Source organism: Phormidium tenue FACHB-1050, from assembly GCF_014696925.1.
Taxonomy (GTDB): Bacteria; Cyanobacteriota; Cyanobacteriia; order Pseudanabaenales; family Pseudanabaenaceae; genus Pseudanabaena.
Map to the genome: position 1 here is coordinate 97,593 of NZ_JACJQY010000007.1, position 17,024 is coordinate 114,616.

Annotated in this window: 13 protein-coding genes and 1 riboswitch; of the genes, 3 read left to right on the forward strand and 10 right to left on the reverse strand. The window is 42.1% G+C overall.

What is annotated here, in order from left to right:
- Nucleotides 1-119: 119 nt before the first annotated feature.
- Together H6G05_RS06630 and H6G05_RS06635 are read left to right on the forward strand one after the other, a co-directional pair.
- On the forward strand, nt 120-1,685 hold the full coding sequence (locus H6G05_RS06630; protein ID WP_190577395.1) for an efflux RND transporter periplasmic adaptor subunit: 1,566 nt from the start codon (nt 120-122) through the stop codon (nt 1,683-1,685).
- Nucleotides 1,686-1,691: 6 nt separating this feature from the next.
- Complete coding sequence (locus H6G05_RS06635; protein ID WP_242025305.1) at nt 1,692-2,348, forward strand: sensor histidine kinase; 657 nt, start codon at nt 1,692-1,694, stop codon at nt 2,346-2,348.
- Here H6G05_RS06635 and H6G05_RS06640 read toward each other — a convergent pair.
- The 10 genes from H6G05_RS06640 to H6G05_RS06685 form a co-directional block, all read right to left on the reverse strand.
- Entirely contained in the window at nt 2,275-3,441 is a 1,167-nt protein-coding gene (locus tag H6G05_RS06640) for a ZIP family metal transporter (RefSeq protein ID WP_190577397.1), read from the reverse strand. The two genes, H6G05_RS06635 and H6G05_RS06640, sit on opposite strands and share 74 nt — an antisense overlap.
- Entirely contained in the window at nt 3,438-4,535 is a 1,098-nt protein-coding gene (locus H6G05_RS06645) for a multicopper oxidase domain-containing protein (RefSeq protein WP_190577403.1), read from the reverse strand. The genes H6G05_RS06640 and H6G05_RS06645 overlap by 4 nt, the downstream gene beginning before the upstream one ends.
- Before the next feature lie 228 nt (nt 4,536-4,763).
- A complete protein-coding gene (locus H6G05_RS06650; protein ID WP_190577405.1) occupies nt 4,764-5,948 on the reverse strand; it encodes a hypothetical protein in 1,185 nt (394 codons plus the stop codon).
- A 34-nt stretch (nt 5,949-5,982) separates the two neighbouring features.
- Nucleotides 5,983-6,171, reverse strand: coding sequence for a CbtB domain-containing protein (locus H6G05_RS25800; RefSeq protein ID WP_190577407.1), 189 nt, complete (start codon nt 6,169-6,171; stop codon nt 5,983-5,985).
- A 25-nt stretch (nt 6,172-6,196) separates the two neighbouring features.
- Nucleotides 6,197-6,342: riboswitch (cobalamin riboswitch) on the reverse strand.
- 144 nt (nt 6,343-6,486) lie between these two features.
- Nucleotides 6,487-7,344 (reverse strand): prolipoprotein diacylglyceryl transferase, encoded by an 858-nt coding sequence (gene lgt, locus H6G05_RS06660; RefSeq protein WP_190577408.1) that lies wholly within the window; start codon nt 7,342-7,344, stop codon nt 6,487-6,489.
- 88 nt (nt 7,345-7,432) lie between these two features.
- Entirely contained in the window at nt 7,433-8,473 is a 1,041-nt protein-coding gene (locus H6G05_RS06665; protein WP_190577410.1) for a vitamin K epoxide reductase family protein, read from the reverse strand.
- Between the two features lie 32 nt (nt 8,474-8,505).
- Nucleotides 8,506-9,537: a tetratricopeptide repeat protein gene (locus H6G05_RS06670; protein ID WP_190577412.1), complete on the reverse strand. Its 1,032-nt coding sequence runs from the start codon at nt 9,535-9,537 to the stop codon at nt 8,506-8,508.
- Nucleotides 9,538-9,639: 102 nt separating this feature from the next.
- A complete protein-coding gene (locus H6G05_RS06675) occupies nt 9,640-11,583 on the reverse strand; it encodes a heavy metal translocating P-type ATPase (RefSeq protein ID WP_190577413.1) in 1,944 nt (647 codons plus the stop codon).
- 80 nt (nt 11,584-11,663) lie between these two features.
- Nucleotides 11,664-12,053, reverse strand: a complete 390-nt coding sequence (locus H6G05_RS06680; RefSeq protein ID WP_190577415.1) for an ArsR/SmtB family transcription factor — start codon at nt 12,051-12,053, stop codon at nt 11,664-11,666.
- Between the two features lie 81 nt (nt 12,054-12,134).
- The gene (locus H6G05_RS06685; RefSeq protein ID WP_190577418.1) at nt 12,135-13,616 is read right to left on the reverse strand and encodes a multicopper oxidase family protein; all 1,482 of its coding nucleotides are present in this window, start codon (nt 13,614-13,616) and stop codon (nt 12,135-12,137) included.
- Between the two features lie 257 nt (nt 13,617-13,873).
- Here H6G05_RS06685 and H6G05_RS06690 point away from each other — a divergent pair, with 257 nt between their 5' ends.
- Nucleotides 13,874-17,020, forward strand: a complete 3,147-nt coding sequence (locus tag H6G05_RS06690) for an efflux RND transporter permease subunit (protein WP_190577419.1) — start codon at nt 13,874-13,876, stop codon at nt 17,018-17,020.
- Nucleotides 17,021-17,024: the final 4 nt, after the last annotated feature.

Consider the following 17,024-nt stretch of genomic DNA (forward strand, 5'->3'; position numbering starts at 1 on the left):
GCAATGCAAATGCTTTCATTGCTAATTTTAAAGATTTCATTCCTATTTCATTTTGTTGTGAGATGCTTTATTCAAAAGGAAACGCAATAAATTTTAAGTACAAAAACTAGGTTAAGTAAATGAGCATATCCCCAAGACTTCGCACTCCCATTGTTAAGGTACTTCTTAGTGTGATCTTGCTATCTAATCCTGCGATCGCACTGGCTCATGCTGGACATGGAGATGAATTTAAGGGAAATAACACAACTCAGATTACGGGAATAACTGTAGAGGATGAAGTTGCTAAATCTCTTGGAATTAAAGTAGAAATTGTAAAGCAACAGCCCCTAAAATTTAGTATTCAAACTACAGGACAAATTGAGACTTTACCGAACCAACAAGTAAAAGTGACCACTCCGATTAAGGGAACAATTGTTAATTTGCTGGTAGAGCCAGGGGCTTTAGTTCAGGCAGGTCAACCTGTTGCGATTCTATCTAGTCCAGAACTAGCTGATTTACGAGTTGGGGCGCTAGAGAAACAGGCAGAAGCAAGTGGAAATGTTTTGACTTCTGAATCAAATTTACGTTTAGCTCGACAAAATCTTGAACGTCAGAAGCTACTGGTTGAAGCAGATATCCGTCAGGCTCAGACTGAATTAAATTTAGATAAGGAGCGTTATGAGCGCGATAAAGAATTATTAGAGAAAGGTGCGATCGCCAAACGACAGTTACAAGAATCGGAAGCAAAATTTGCTGCTGCAAGAGCTACATTAACTAAGGCGCAAAGTCGCTTACCTTTGCTAGAAGCCCAAGCACAGCTAGAAAGAGCAGAAGCTGATGTACAAGTGTCTTCGATTAGAGTCGATCTCAGTACAGCAGCTTACTCGGCACGTTTGAATCAGTTAGATGCTAGTGCAAACTCTAATGGCACGATTACGATATCTGCACCAATTGATGGAGTTGTCAGCGATCGCGAAGCGACAATTGGAGAATCAGTTGATGCAGCAGGAAAGCCTATAATGACCATCGTCAATGATCAAAGGGTTCTTGCCACTGCGAATATTAACGAAAAAGATATAAGTAAAATCCGTATTGGTCAACCCGTACAGGTGAAAATCGCAGGACAGCCTTCGACTACGGTTTTTCAAGGAAAGGTGACGGTGATTGGTACGACTGTAGAAGGACAAAGCCGTATTGTTCCAGTGAAAGCTGAGATTGGCAATGTGAAGGGGCAGTTAAAGGCAGGGATGTTTACCAATATCGAAATCCTCACAGATAACGTTTCTGTGCCAACCTTAGCGATTCCTGCTGCATCAGTAGTAGAAGCCAATGGCAAGCAGCTAGTATTTGTGCAAAATGGCAAGTCTTATCAGCCCGTTGATGTGACTTTAGGACGGACTTCGGGTGACTTAGTAGAAGTTAAAAGCGGATTATTTGAAGGCGATCGCATTGTGACTCAACGTGCTAGTCAACTATATGCCCAATCTCTACGTGGAGATAATAAGCCCAAAGATGAGAAAGTTGATGCTGTGGTATCTGCACCTAATTCTGCAAATGGACAAATTGCTTGGTGGGCAATCATCTTAGCGGGCGGAATTGGCGGCGGCGGGATTGTTGCGGCTTCGTTTTGGTTAGGAAGGCGATCGGGTACAAAAATGGTGATCCTGCGTGAGCCTTTAAGTACAAGCGATCATATTGATAGATAATGTGATTTGATTAGATGTTCAGACCTACTTAACTTAGCGGAAGTACAGCGAATCAAACTAATTTTGGCGATTGGATTGCTGATCGCTTTGATTTTGATTGCGATTTCTAGTTGGTGGCTCTCTAAAATGGCAATGCAACCGATTTATGAATCCTATCAACAACAGCAACAGTTCACCGCCAATGCTGCCCATGAATTGCGATCGCCCCTCGCCAGTCTCCTTGCTACTATCGAAGCAATCTTACGAGTACCACAAGCTAATCCCGAAGATACGCAAACTATGCTCTACAAAGTAGAAAAGCAGGGAAGGCGCTTGAGTAATTTAATTGCTGACTTACTTGTGCTGTCTAGTCTTGAGCAAAATTCATCTCCAAAAAAATTTCAATCCTGCTGTTTAAATGGCATTCCTAAAGCTGAGCAAAATCGAATTTTTGATCGCTTCTATCGAGATGGCGATCGCTCTCGCAAAACTGGAGGGACGGGTTTAGGCTTGGCGATCGCGCAGGCGATCGTGCATCATCACCAAGGTCATCTCACTGTCAAGAGTGAGCAGGAACAAGGCAGTTTATTCATGATTCACTTACCCTACCTTAAGCACTCACCAACAGCGCCGTTCCATACATCACGGCTAGCCCCAGACCAAATCCCGCCAAACTCGATTTAGATAACCACGAACTACCCTGCTTTTGGGCAGTGCGAGTTAGATATGACCCAACCTCGACAATTACTTGTAATACGGCTCCTGCGCCAATACTCAAAAACAGCACGGCGAAAATCGGCATAAACGCGAATGCTCCGATCCAAGTGCCGATCACCGCAGGTAACCCCGCTAAAGCGACTAAACTAATCAAGGTTCCGAGTTTTGGGCGGAGGTCAATGAGCGGAGCCGCAAGACCAATTCCTTCAGTAATGTTATGCAACGTAAAACCAATCACAAGCATAGATCCTAGAGCCGCTTCTCCAACTGCAAAAGCAGCCCCGATCGCCAATCCTTCACCTAGGTTGTGAATACCAATGCCTATAGCCATGTATGTCGATAACTTAGTTCCTTCTGGAGCTTTACCAGCCCGTCTACCAATCATAAAGACTGTTAAGAAGCTAGCCGCAGTAATCAACCAAACTAGCGTACTGCCTGAGAAAGCCGTAGCGACTTTCGTGGCTTTCTCAATTGACTCCAAAAGGGTATCAACAAACAAGAAGACCAACATACCAAGTGTCAGTGACAATAAAAATTTCATTCCCTGACCACTCAATGCTTTTAGGGCAGGGTAGAACATCATTCCCAAACCAACAGGTACAATACCGACATACAACCCTAATAAGGCAAAGCTCAACAAGCGATTGCCCGAAATCATGGGAGTTTGCACCGCGACTTCGATTTTATGTTCAAACGTCACGCCCGTATTCGTCAACAAACTAATATGATGAGATTCTCCCTCGACCCATTGATAAGGCAGTCGAATCCAAGCACTCGAAAGCCGAGGTAACTCACCTGCTGGATCTTGCGTAAATTGCCAATATGCTCCATCGATTTGCACTTGAGCAATTTGCATGGGTTGTGAACCATCGGCACGAACCGAAAGAGAAATGCCTGTCTCATCTAAAATTGTCTGTTCTACGGTGAGTTTTTCTACGGGTGGTGCAGCACTCTTCAACAGTGCTAAAGGATTTGTCGTTAGAAAAATGCCAATTAATGCAGTAATCAAAACTAGGGGAAGAATCACCCAAAGCCAAGTATTTTGTTTTTGCTCATTCATACCATTACCTCAAAAGCAGACATCCAACCTAATTCCAGAAATTCAGACTGATGGGCATGAAACATATACTTTCCAGCTTCAAAATCTTTAAAAGAAAATTCTAAAATGCCTCGCTGGGCTTGGATCATTGATACCGTATCGATTATGCGATGGGTCGGGGTGAGCGTTGTGCCGTGATCGTAGAAATCAAAGAAATTAGCGTGGAGATGAAAAGAATTGATCGGGTCAAATTCAACCACATTGATCAGGTAAATCCGAATCGGGCGATCGCGTTCAACCCGAATTGGACGCTTCATAAACTCGAAGGGAATTGTATTGATTGCATAGACTTCATTCTTCTCGTCAAAATTAGTGTCAAAAGCATTCATCACCATGACAAACTCTTGCCACTTAGCATTTTCAGGGGTTCCTAGTTGCCGAGATTTCGCCACCGCTTCCTGTTCGAGATGCTTTTGAGGATCAGGGTCAACAATAAATGCTCCATACATTCCCTTATGCATATGGCGTTTAAATGGAACCGAGTGGCAGTGATATAAATGGCAGCCAAATGGTTTTGCCTCAAACTCATAGGTGACTTCCATCTCAGGGAATGCTTCGAGTGTTCCAGCAATTCCATCTTGACGCGCTGAATGAATGCCGTGAAAGTGAATTGTGTGGGGATGAGATCCAGCATTCTTGAAATTAATCCGCACGCGATCGCCCTCTGTGACTCGGATTGTTGGTCCAGGTACTCGACCGTTGTATGTCCAAGCTGGATACTTTATGCCAGGGGCAATTTCAATTTCTTTTTCTTTTACAACAATGTTGTATTCCCGCAGTGTTTGACCATTAGACAACTGCGAGACTTTCCCTCCATCCCAATCGGTTAACATTTTGCGCGGGTCAAATCCATTCTTAGTCGAATCTACATCTCCGACCATCATGTTACCGCCATGCACCATGCCCGACTGGGACATATCCATCCCTTTTTGATCGCCCTTTGACAGGTCGGAGGACTGAGCAAAAACATTGGCAGGAAACAACTTACCGAAAAGAGTTCCAGCCCCTAGTAAGCCTGCTCCAAGGAGAGATCGCCGAATTGAATTGGGTTCCATAAAAAATACTACGGTTAAGCAGCCTTAAGCCATAAACAGTTTTTCATAATCGTTTCATTATTTATGATATCACAGCCATAAACAGTTTTCATAATCGTTTCATTATTCAGTGTTGGTACAAAATCAGACCCCAAAAGGGAATGGCGGCGCGAAGCGCCGCCATTCCCTTTTGGGGTTTACGCTATGAGATTTGACTTTAGCCAATACTGAATAGTCATACGATCTGATTTAGATTGATTCTGACTTCTGCTGTAACCATAATCCTCCAATCAACCCCAATGCCAAAATAGCAGTGAAGTAAAATAACCCGATAAATCGAACTAGCATCGGCGGGGCAATCCCTTCTACATCAATTTCTTGGATCACTTGGAATGACTGGAATTGACGGTTACTAGTTGGGCTAGGTGATACTTTAACTTCAACTTTGTGAGGCGCACCATCAAAAAATTGCTCTTGCCATGTCAGTAAACCCTTAGAATCAGCAACACCTTGATAGCCAAAAGCTACCCAGTTATTTTCTAGTTGTGTGGACTTAATCGCAACAATGACATCACTGACAGGCTGATTAGTTTTGCTGTCGGTAATTTTTGCTTGAAAAGCTGCCATTTGTCCAACTGTAGTGGATTTATCTCCAGTTAGCTCCAGTCTTAGTCCTTGAGATTCGATTAAACTAGAATTATTAGCAGTAGATTTCTCTGACTCCATGCCTGACTGTGCTTTGACTAATTCGGCATTGATATTAAAGAACAGCAGGGCGGCGATCGCTAAAACAGTCACACCACTGAGAAGTAATCGAACTGGTTGCGGGGCAATTTCTCCAGCTTGAATCTTAGTCTTTTGCCCGCCACCGATAATCCAACCACCACCAAACCCGATCACTAACAATACTGCAATAAGAACGGGAAAGTAGCGAAACTTCAAGGGATTTTCAGGAACTGTGAGATTTAAAGTCTGCTCAATTGGGGTAAACGCATCAGCTACAGTTGGATTGACATTAATCTTCAACCGATACTCACCGCGAATTGGAAAAACCTGCTGCACCAAAAACTCACCTGTAGGAGCATCTCCAACAATGTCTAACAGTTTTGTTCCCTCGACAATTGGAAAGTCTGTCGTAAACCAAGGTGTTGGTGCAGGAGTGAGGATTTGTAGATGAAACTGTGCATTATGTAATGACTTACCTGCGGCATCTTGCGCCTGTAACTTTAACTGGACAGGTGAATCATATTTTCCTGAGCCTAAGTATTTTGTGGCTTCCGCCTCTAGTGGAGTCACTTGCGTGATCGGCGGCGTTGTCACTAATTGCACAGAGGGTAGGGATGATTGAGAAACTCCAATGAATGCGGTACTTGTAATAATGATGAAGCAGGTGAAGCCCATCAAGAATGTTGATAATTTAAACTTTGATAACACAATTAAAAACTCCTGTAAGTACTGAACTCAAACATTAATGGCAACTCACACCAAGTGTGTGATGTCGCAGTGAATGAACCGAGTCATGTACCGCAGGATATGTTGTAAAGTAAACCGACCAGATTATTAGCGCCCACAAGACAACATATAAAGCTGCTTGTACTTGCACTGACATAGCGAACTGCTCAGTCCGCCACCATATTGTTTGAACGGAATTTTTCATTTTGTACCTCGCAAATGAAATAAGAGTTTGAGATTGCTCATTAGCGGGTATTCTGACTAAAAAAGATGATTACTTTTATTACAGTTGCGGGACAGCGTTGGATTTGCACCAAACTTTCCCCGTCTTCTCTAGTGACTGTTATTCACTAGAACTGATAAGCATCTCAAACTATACCAGCATGAGTAATGAGTATTTTGTGGAAGGAAAAAACTTAATGCTGCGTCTAAGGTATATCCAAAGTTGTGATCGCTTTAAAAAATAGTCTGATAAGTCAAATGCTTTTTAGAGCGATCACTATGCAAGAGTCAGTATTTTTTATGTGTGACTATCTTTTTGAGAAACTTTTTGGGAAACTGTGTCGGGAAAACGCCGCCGCAGTCCGTATAGCCAAACTAAACCCGCAATACCTAATGAGATCGCCACAAGACTGAAAATTTGAGCAGTACGCAGTGATCCAAACATCAGGCTATCTGTACGCAATCCTTCAATCCAAAAGCGTCCTAGACTATAGGCGATCGCATAAGTCATGGTTAATGTCCCAGTTCTAATTTTGGGAAATCTGAAGAATAGAAACATGAGGATCGCGAACACACCAATATTCCAGACTGATTCGTAAAGAAATGTGGGATGGAAGTAAGACTCACTTACAAATTCAGGAGGACGACGATCAACGGGAATAAATAATTTCCAAGGGAGATCTGTGGGTCTACCAAAAGCCTCAGAATTAAAGAAATTGCCCCAACGCCCGATCGCTTGTCCTAAAATCAGCGCAGGCATAATAATATCTGCCATTAACCATGCTGAGACTTTTTGGCGTTGGCAAAAAATAATTGTGGCAACTGCACCGCCAATAATTGCACCATGAATCGCGATGCCGCCTTCCCAGATTGCAAAAGCCTTATACCAAGGTTGATTTTGGAAGCGTTGCCATTCAAATAAAACATAGTATAGACGGGCGCAGGGAATAGCTCCAACCACCAACCAAATTACGAGATTGCCGACTATATCTGGATCAACACCACGTTTTTTCGCAAGTTTTTGGGCTAATAGTGTGCCGATAACAACTGCGGAGGCAATTAGCATTCCGTACCAACGAATCGAAAGTGCTCCGATTCCAAAAGCGATCGGACCCGGAGATGTAAACTCAAATGCAAATGGTAAGAAGTTAAGCATTAGGATTTTATGTTGTGTGAAGTTGAAACAAGAATCTATTCAAAAACAAAAATGCTATAAACAGCATTTTTGAGTATTTTTTTGAGAGTTAATGATCAGGCAGCATATAAAGAAAATTACGATCGCCTTGATAGCCTGACAAATCAGCAAGCTTTTGAAGTGATTGCTCACCCTGATAAAACTTGCCATTGATATCCCATGTAGGTACTGTCTGAATCTTGGCTGCTTCGCATAGTTGAGGCTGGGCATTTTTCCCATCAGGTAAACATTCAATCCAATTCAATTCGGCTAAAGCTTCTTTACCAAATAATTGCTTTTGTTTATAGCAATGGGGACAGGTATAGAGAACGTACATTTTTGCCCCGATTTGTTTGAGATGTTTAGCTAGGGCAATTTCGGCGCTGCCTGAAGTTGTTGTTACTTCCCAGCCGATTCCCTTTTTAGGTCTTGTTGTCGGTGTTTGGATAATTTGTTTACCTGTAATTGCATCAATGGGTAAAGTTGCACTAACGATCGGTTTATTCACACTTCCATAAATAACCAATGTCCCGACAATTGTGAGCGTAGCGATGATAGCACCTGTGAAGAATAATTTGCCGATGTCTTCCCATTTACGACCGATGACGGAGAATACAAATAAACTGGTGGATAGAAGTGCAGAAGCGATGCAGTAAATGCAAGCAGCTTGAATTACCGTAACTAACAAATAAATCAAGTAGCCACTAAATATCATCATGGCAGTGCCACCCATAAAGAGTAGTAATCCTGTCCAGTTATCTAGCTTGGTACGAAGTTCTTTTTGTTCTTGCTTAACTAATAAGGGGGTGATCGCAAAGGCAATCATACTGGCATATCCCAAGCAACCAAATAGCGATAGCGGCAAGCCGAAAATTTTGGCATAGGGAGAAGTAAGCACGACATCACAGGCATTGGTCGGACAGGCTACCGATGATTGGGAAAAACTGACAAAGGTGAGATATATAGTAATTACTAATCCCAGAGCTGATATCCCAGCCATGATTGGGCGTTGATATCGCTGTAACCAACTATGCGATCGCTGTTTCTTGCGGAGTTCTTTGACTTTTTGAGCGGTGGATGAGATGGTCTCTTCAGGAATATTTTCGTTCATAATTTCTAATTCAGATTTGATTAATAAATTGACTATTTGAGATCTTTAATGGCTGCTTGGACTTCATTTATAGCTTTAAGATCACCTAGGCGGGTATATAGTTCTTCTGCCCGTTGAAATGACTGCAAAGCTTCTTGGTTACGTTTTTGCTGTACCAAGATTTTACCCATATTAAAGTGGGCAAGGGCATCTTCAGGATCGTTTTTGATGATTTCACGATAGGTGATGATTGCCATAGAAAGTCTGTTTTGCCTAGTATATAAAGTTGCGATTACTTGATGTATAAGTGGATTGGGTTTAAGTTTGGCAGCAGTTTTATAAAAACCAATAGCCTCATCTAATTTGCTTTGTGTAGTTAGAGCTTGGGCGATCATTAAATTTGTTTCAAGATGACGAGGATTAATTTTAAGAATCTGCTGATATCTCGCAATCGCTTCTTCTGTTGTAATCTTTGCGCGGTCTAAACTTACGCTAGTAAATAAAACATCTGGATTTGCGGGGGCAAGGCGGACAGCTTTGGCATAGATATCTGAGGCAGCTTGGAAGTTCTGCTGCTTTTCAAAAACATGACCTAGATCAAGATATGCTTTCACATTGCTTGGAGCAATGGTAATCAGTTGTTGATATGCTCTAGCCGCATTTGCAAGATCATTCTGACTATCGAAAATATAGCCAATACTTTGATAAGCATCAATATTTTTAGGATCGATGGCGATCACTCGCTGATAAAACCCCAATGCTTCTGTAAAGTTTTTCTGCTGGGTATATATGAAACCTAGACCAATTAGAGATTTTACATCTTTGTTATCTAAACGGATGGCTTGTTGAAATGCGGCGATCGCCTCTGGAAATTTACTTTGTTGGGTAAACAGAAAGCCAATACTTGCTTGGATTTTGGCGTTTTTAGATTCGATGGTGGCGGCTAGTTGATAGTCAGCTAATGCACTGGTTATATCCTTTTTATCCCACAACTCTCTACCATGTTTGACTAAATCTGTAACCCTAGGTTTAGTTTTGTCTGATGGCGAGATTACGTGGGAAAACGCTGCCGTATTCCCAGACATGAAAAACACCAAAAAAGTAATGAATATCTTTTTGAACATAAATTAGATGAAATTTATTTGAGAACTTTATTTAATAATTGGCTCATACAAGAGTAATAGGTACTATTTCAAAACCCTAGTCGCATTGGCGATCGCCAACAAAGCCATACCGACATCAGCAAAAATTGCCTCCCACATATTCGCCACACCAAAGGAACCAAGGACAATGAATAACCCCTTGATTCCCATAGCGAGGTAGATATTTTGGAGAACGATAAGGTGTGTTTTTTGTCCGATCACGATCGCTTCCGACACCTTAGAAGGAGCATCAGTCATCAGCACCACATCCGCAGTTTCAATCGCTGCATCCGAACCTAATCCACCCATCGCAATCCCCACATCAGATCTTGCGAGAACAGGCGCGTCATTGATGCCATCCCCAACAAAAGCAACTTTCTCTCCCTTTTTGACATTTTTTAAGAGCTTGTCGAGGACATCAACTTTCCCTTCAGGTAAGAGATCAGCGTAGTAGCGATTTACGCCCAAACGTTCGGCAATGATCTTAGCCACATTGTCGCGATCGCCTGTGAGCATGACTGTATAAATACCCTGTTGTTTTAGCGATTTGATTGCCTGATCTGCATCACCTTTGAGTTCGTCAGCAATCTGAATATAGCCAGCATAAACATGGTCAACTGCTAGATGGACAATCGTGCCTTGATTGGAAGGAATTGTGTAAGCAATATGTTCACGTTGTAAAAGGCGTTCGTTACCCGCAAAGATAATTTGATTGCCAGTTTGATAGTTAATTTGCGATCGCACACCATGACCAGCGATCTCTTCAAACTCACCCATATCAGACAGATCAGGCTCTTTCCCATAAGCTTCCAAAATCGATTTAGCAATAGGATGATTCGATCTCGCTTCCACTTTTGCGGCAATCTCAAGTAGTTCTGATTCGGTAAATCCATTGCTAGGAGCAATCTTAGCTACCTTAAAGTTGCCTTGAGTTAAAGTTCCTGTTTTATCAAAAGCAACCACTTTCACCGCCGCTAAGGTATCTAGGAAAGTGGAACCTTTAACCAAAATACCGCGCTTTGCTGCACCACCGACACCACCAAAATATCCTAATGGAATACTAATCACCAAACCACAAGGACAGGAAATTACCAGAATAACTAAGGCGCGATAGAACCATTCGGATTGAGTTGCCCCTTGAATTACCAATGGTGGAATCGTTGCCACTGCTAAAGAGATAAACACCACAATCGGCGTATAGATGCGGGCAAACTTCGTGATAAATTTCTCGGTTTCTGCCTTCTGACTACTGGCATTTTCGACTAAATCGAGAATCTTGGCGATTGAAGATTCACCATAAACCTTGGTCACTCTCACAGTCAGATATCCAGTCTCATTGATCATGCCCGATAAAACCGTATCGCCAATGTCCACAGTACGAGGGACAGATTCTCCCGTTAGCGCCGCTGTATTTAGTTGAGCATTACCTGCAATGACTTCACCATCAAGGGGGATTTTCTCTCCTGCTTTGACGATGATGACCTCACCTACAGATACAGATTCTGGAGAAATTTGCTCCACGCCTGACTCGGTTTGACGAAAAGCGACATCGGGGCGCACTTCTAAAAGAGCCTTGATCGATCGCCGCGAATTACCGATCGCCATGTCTTGAAACAATTCACCGATTTTGTAGAACAGCATGACCGCAACGGCTTCAGGTAGCTTATGTATGGCAAATGCTCCTAATGTAGCGATCGTCATTAAGAAATTCTCATCAAAGAATCGCCCACGCAAAATATTCTTTCCTGCAATTGTGAGAACGCTCCATCCACTCAATAGGTAAGCAACTGTAAATAGGACATAATCTACAAACCAGTAGCTCATATGATGTAGGATTTCTTCACAAATGAGACCAACGGTGAATAGTACGATTGTCGCTGCAATTGTAATTACCTCACCCTTAAGTCCTGAAGAATCGGCACTATTGTGATCATGGTCATGATTGTGAGAACTTCTAGGCTCATCGTCACCGCAACAACTTTTTGTCATACATGAATACTTGAATAACTATTCAATAGATTAACAGTAAATTTGATCAGATGTAAGCTAAAAGTCACTGAATATTAGAATTAAATCTCCTGCAAATGCTCTGCGACTTCTTTGTAGAGATTGACAATATGTTTGTCTACAAGTCTGTAGTAAACATTACGCCCTTCCTTACGGTAAGTTACTAATCTCGCTGATCGCAAAATCCGCAGTTGATGAGACACCGCCGAATCACTCATTTTCATCGCCACAGCCAAATCACAAACACATAATTCTTGCCCTGTAAGAGCAGATATAAGACGCAATCGGTGCGGATCAGACAAAACCGCAAAAAAATCTGCCATCTGTTGTGCTTGATCGAGAGTAGCAATATTCGACTGACAGGCAACCACTTTATCTAAATGCACCAGATGAACTTCACAATTCGCGACATCATCAGTTTTTGCGGGTTGCGCTTTTGATTTAGCGGTCATGGCAATAAAAATTGATAATCATTTTCAACTTTAATCTTACCAGAGCTTTATTTTTACTTTGAACATTATTTAGTCTTTAAGCTATGCTTGCATATCCACAATCCCCATCATGCCAAGATCTTCATGGTCAAGTATATGACAGTGATATACAGTTTTTCCCACAAAATCGCGGAACGGAATCCGAATCCGTACTGTTTCCTTTCCACCAACTCGTAATGTATCTTTCCATGATCGGTAGGGTTCAGGCTTGCCATTGCGATCAATGACTTGGAAAGGATTGATGTGTAAATGAAATGGGTGTTCCATGCCATCAGGATCTACGTTTGCGATCTCCCAATCTTCAGTAGTCCCTAATTTTACGGCGGCATCCACGCGATTCATATCAAAGGTTTTGCCATTAAATAGAAATGTCATTTGCATTCCCATTCCTGTTCCCATTGCCATTGACATTTCGATGCGGCGAGTTGCGATTGGTTGAGGCAATACTTCAACGGGAATGAGTTTTTGTGGTAATGGGAGTGGTTTTGCTAGCGCGTCTTTGTAAGCGATTGTGGCAATAACTTGGGTTGTGCTAGCTTCAGTTACAGGATTACCCATCATGTTGCCATTATTCATGCTGCCCATCATCGAAAATCCACCGCGATCATAAGGTAAATTTAGCAATCGATATTGTTTGGGAGTGCGATCGCCTCGAACTAATACTTCTGCACGCTCACCAGGAGATAACAGCAGTTCTTTTAGTTCAACAGGTTCGGCGATCGCGCCACCATCAGTAGCAATCAAATAAAACGGATGATCTTCGAGGCTGAGACGATAAAAACGGGATGTTGAAGCATTGATAATCCGAAGGCGCAACAAACCGCCAGAAGCCAAAGAAAATGTGGGATTTACTTGTCCGTTAACGGTAAGAATTGACCCTTCTCGTCCGCGCATAGCTTCCATATGATTAGGGACAGGAATTTGACCGTTCGCATCAAGGGAAAAATCTTTCAAAAACAAAAACTCTTCTTTAGCGGCTCGAATTTCAGGAATTTCATCCAATGCACCACGCACAATAAAGATTCCACCTAAGCCACTAAACACCTGTTCTGCAACCATTTTATGCAAGTGAGGATGATAGAAAAATGTTCCCGCAGGATGATTTTTTGGTAGGGTAAATTCATAGGTTTCAGTTTCACCAGAGGGAATGGAAAGAAAAGCATTGTCAGCTTTGCCTGTGGGCGGAATGTGCAGCCCGTGATAATGAAGGTTTGAGGCTTGAGATAACTTGTTAGTGAAGCGGATGCGTACAGAGTCCCCAGCTTTTGCTTCTAATCTTGGTCCTGGAATTTGTCCGTTATAGGTCAATAAGTTGCCCTGCTGTTGCCCCAATTTGATGAGACTGGGACGTGCTTCTAAAGCCACATCTAATAAACCGTCGGAATTAGTTGTAAATACTTCAGCACCATTAGTTTTTTGAGTAAGTTGCCTTGAAGTATTAGCCCAACTGCACTGGGTTAATAGTAAAGATCCAGTAGTACCAGCACTTAAAGAGAGAAACCTACGTCGATTAATGGAATTCATATACTTTTATTTGGGCTATGAGCCATGATAAAGGAATCTAGGAACTAATGGCATAGAGACTTGATTGAAGGGACTAATGTATATCTAGCCATTACTTTTACATCTAGTTTGACTTAGAGCAATGAAATCAGGATGAAATCTCTTGTTTGCTTGCAAACCTTAATAAATTGCTAATTCAGCTAATTTCATTGTGGTTTCATAATTCTATGGCAACATAATCTTACTTTGGCTTTATCATATCTTCAATACTTTAAATCATGCTCAATTCTATTCTCAGATGGTCGATCGCCCAGCGCTGGCTAGTAGTAATTTGTGCAGTGATCATTACCTTTTTAGGAAGTTATAACCTAACAAAGATGCCTCTAGATGTATTTCCTAACTTCGCTCCACCTCAAGTGGAGATTCAAACCGAAGCTGATGGGCTAGCCCCCGAAGAAGTTGAATCATTAATTACACTGCCGATTGAAAGTGCAGTAAATGGAACCCCTGGGGTGGAGGTAGTACGATCTGCTTCTGCGGTGGGAATTTCAGTTGTTAGGGTAATTTTTCAGGCAGATACAAATATCTATCAGGCTCGTCAATTAGTGGCGGAGAGATTACAACAAGCTCGTTCCAAACTACCACAGGGAACAGGTGAACCGCAGATTTCTCCTGTCTCTTCACCGATTGGGACGATTTTAATGTATGCCTTTACTATTGATGAGCAAAATGAAAGTCAAAAGCCCAAGACTGATCTAATGGAACTACGTCGATTAGTTGATCGGAACGTGACTAATCGACTTTTAGCAGTTTCAGGTGTGTCCCAAGTAATTGCCTATGGCGGTGATGTGCGTGAGTATCAGGTATTGGTTGATCCTGACAAACTGACAAAATTTAATATTTCTTTAGCGGAAGCTACACAAGCGGCAAGGGAAGCAAACAACAATGCGGCGGGAGGATTTTTAATTTCTACTGATCGTGAGGAAATAATTCGGGGTATCGGTAGAATTGAATCTATAGAAGATTTAGGAGCATCAGTAATTAAGGCGAGAAATGGACAGCCTATAAAACTAAGTGATGTAGCCGAAGTAAAGCTAGGTGCTGCTTTGGCTCGGGGAGATGGTAGTGTTAATGGCAAGAGAGCCGTAATTTTGCTGGTGAATAAACAACCTCAATCCGATACGCCTACAGTCACAAGAGCTGTTGAAAAAGCAATTGCTGAATTGGAATTAGGATTGCCAAAAGATATAAAAGTTCAAATTACATTTCGCCAAGAGAGTTTTATTGAGTCAGCAATTGAAAATGTGCGTGATTCTCTGCGGGATGGCATCATAATTGTTTCGGTGATTATGTTGATGTTTTTGATGAACTGGCGCACGGCAATAATTACATTAAGTGCAATTCCGCTTTCAGTCTTGATTGGGATGTTGATTTTAAATTGGTTTGGACAGGGCATAAACACGATGACCTTAGGTGGATTAGCCGTAGCGATTGGTTCGGTGGTCGATGATTCGATTGTGGATATGGAGAACTGCTATCGGGGGATGCGAAAAAATCAAGCTATAGGTAATCCCAAGCATGATTTTGATGTAGTTTATGATACTTCGGTGGAAGTGCGGACTAGCGTCCTTTTTTCAACGATAATTATCGTGGTTATATTTGCTCCCATTTTTAGTTTGAGTGGAGTAGAAGGCAGGATTTTTACCCCAATGGGAGTCGCTTATCTGGTGTCGATCGCTGCTTCAACTTTAGTCGCTATGACTCTTTCTCCAGCTCTCTGTGCAATTTTATTAGCCCATCGCCAATTGCCACCTGATGATACTTGGGTATCAGCTTTTAGCCAACGATTGTATTTACCTGCTCTTGACATGGCAATTCGTCGTCCCAAAATGATTCTCATCCCTGCAATTGCTGCTTTTGTCGCTTCCTTAATTGTGATGACTTCCTTTGGGCGAACATTCTTACCAGAATTTCAAGAGCGATCGCTTGTCAATACGATGCTTCTCTATCCTGGAAGTTCTCTTAGTGCTACCAATGACATGGGATTAGCTATCCAAAATGCTCTCAAGAACGATCCCCGTTTTAGTGCGATTCAGATGCGATCAGGTAGAGCGCCTGGGGATGCCGATGCGGCAGGCGTAAACTTAGGACACCTTGATGTGGAATTAAGTGACGAAGGAATTCAAAATCGCGAAGCAAGTATCGCTAAAATCCGCGAAGAGTTCAATAAATTACCCGGCGTGGCGACCAGTGTGGGTGGTTTTATTTCCCATCGCATGGATGAGGTTTTATCAGGAGTACGCAGTGCGATCGCTGTGAAAGTTTTTGGCTCTGACCTATCGGAACTACGCGCAATTGGCAAAGAAGTAGAAACAGCGATGCGAGGAGTTAATGGTGTTGTTGATTTACAATTAGAGCAGCAGATTCCGATTCGCCAATTGCAGATTAAGTTTGATCGCTCGGCTGCGGCGCGTTATGGTCTTACGATTAAGGAGCTTTCCGAAGTTACAGAAACCGCTTTGAATGGTCAAGTAGTTTCTCAAGTGTTAAAAAATCAACAATTGTTTGATTTATTAGTATGGTTAAAACCTGATAGCCGCAGTAACCTTGAGGCTATTCAGAATTTATTAATAGATACTCCTACAGGGCAAAAAATTCCTCTTGTTCAAGTTGCTCAAGTTACCTATGGTGACGGTCCAAATACGATTAATCGAGAGAATGTATCTCGCTTTTTAGTAGTTTCTGCCAATGTGTCGGGTAGAGATTTGCGCTCAGTGGTGAACGAAATTGAAACAAAAGTACAGCAACAGGTTGTTTTACCATCAGGTTACTTTATTCAGTATGGTGGACAATTTGAATCAGAAAGTCGTGCAACTCAGAACTTACTGGTATTTGGAGGATTAGCATTAGTCATAATTGCTATTTTGATGTACTTTGCGATTAAATCTTTCGCTGGCATGGTGATGATCATGATTAATTTACCTCTAGCGATTGTGGGTGGGATTTTTTCGATCGCGATCGCGGGTGGTATTGTCTCCGTTGCTTCTCTCGTAGGTTTTATTACGCTCTTTGGAGTGGCAGTTCGCAATGGTCTATTGCTAGTGGATAACTACAACCAAAAACTTGCACAAGGAATGTCTTTATCCCAAGTGATCAAAGAAGGTTCAATGGAAAGGCTAGTGGCAATTCTAATGACAGCTTTTACTTCGGCTTTAGGTATGGCTCCCTTAGTTATTGGCACTGGCGCAGGCAAAGAGATTCTACAACCGTTAGCGGTTGTAGTTTTAGGTGGGTTGTTTACTTCGACAGCCCTAACCTTGCTGGTTTTACCAGCTTTGTATTCCCAATTTGGGAAATACATCGTTCCCAAATCTAATTTGGATAGACAGGTTGAAGTGCTATCTATCCAAGAATCTATCACTTAAGGAA

Bases quoted from the DNA above. Each gene is read 5' to 3' on its own strand.
- H6G05_RS06630 (WP_190577395.1), top strand. From the start codon at position 120: ATGAGCATATCCCCAAGACTTCGCACTCCCATTGTTAAGGTACTTCTT.
- H6G05_RS06640 (WP_190577397.1), bottom strand. From the start codon at position 3,441: ATGAATGAGCAAAAACAAAATACTTGGCTTTGGGTGATTCTTCCCCTA.
- H6G05_RS06645 (WP_190577403.1), bottom strand. From the start codon at position 4,535: ATGGAACCCAATTCAATTCGGCGATCTCTCCTTGGAGCAGGCTTACTA.
- H6G05_RS25800 (WP_190577407.1), bottom strand. From the start codon at position 6,171: ATGAAAAATTCCGTTCAAACAATATGGTGGCGGACTGAGCAGTTCGCT.
- lgt (WP_190577408.1), bottom strand. From the start codon at position 7,344: ATGCTTAACTTCTTACCATTTGCATTTGAGTTTACATCTCCGGGTCCG.
- H6G05_RS06665 (WP_190577410.1), bottom strand. From the start codon at position 8,473: ATGAACGAAAATATTCCTGAAGAGACCATCTCATCCACCGCTCAAAAA.
- H6G05_RS06670 (WP_190577412.1), bottom strand. From the start codon at position 9,537: ATGTCTGGGAATACGGCAGCGTTTTCCCACGTAATCTCGCCATCAGAC.
- H6G05_RS06675 (WP_190577413.1), bottom strand. From the start codon at position 11,583: ATGACAAAAAGTTGTTGCGGTGACGATGAGCCTAGAAGTTCTCACAAT.
- H6G05_RS06680 (WP_190577415.1), bottom strand. From the start codon at position 12,053: ATGACCGCTAAATCAAAAGCGCAACCCGCAAAAACTGATGATGTCGCG.
- H6G05_RS06685 (WP_190577418.1), bottom strand. From the start codon at position 13,616: ATGAATTCCATTAATCGACGTAGGTTTCTCTCTTTAAGTGCTGGTACT.
- H6G05_RS06690 (WP_190577419.1), top strand. From the start codon at position 13,874: ATGCTCAATTCTATTCTCAGATGGTCGATCGCCCAGCGCTGGCTAGTA.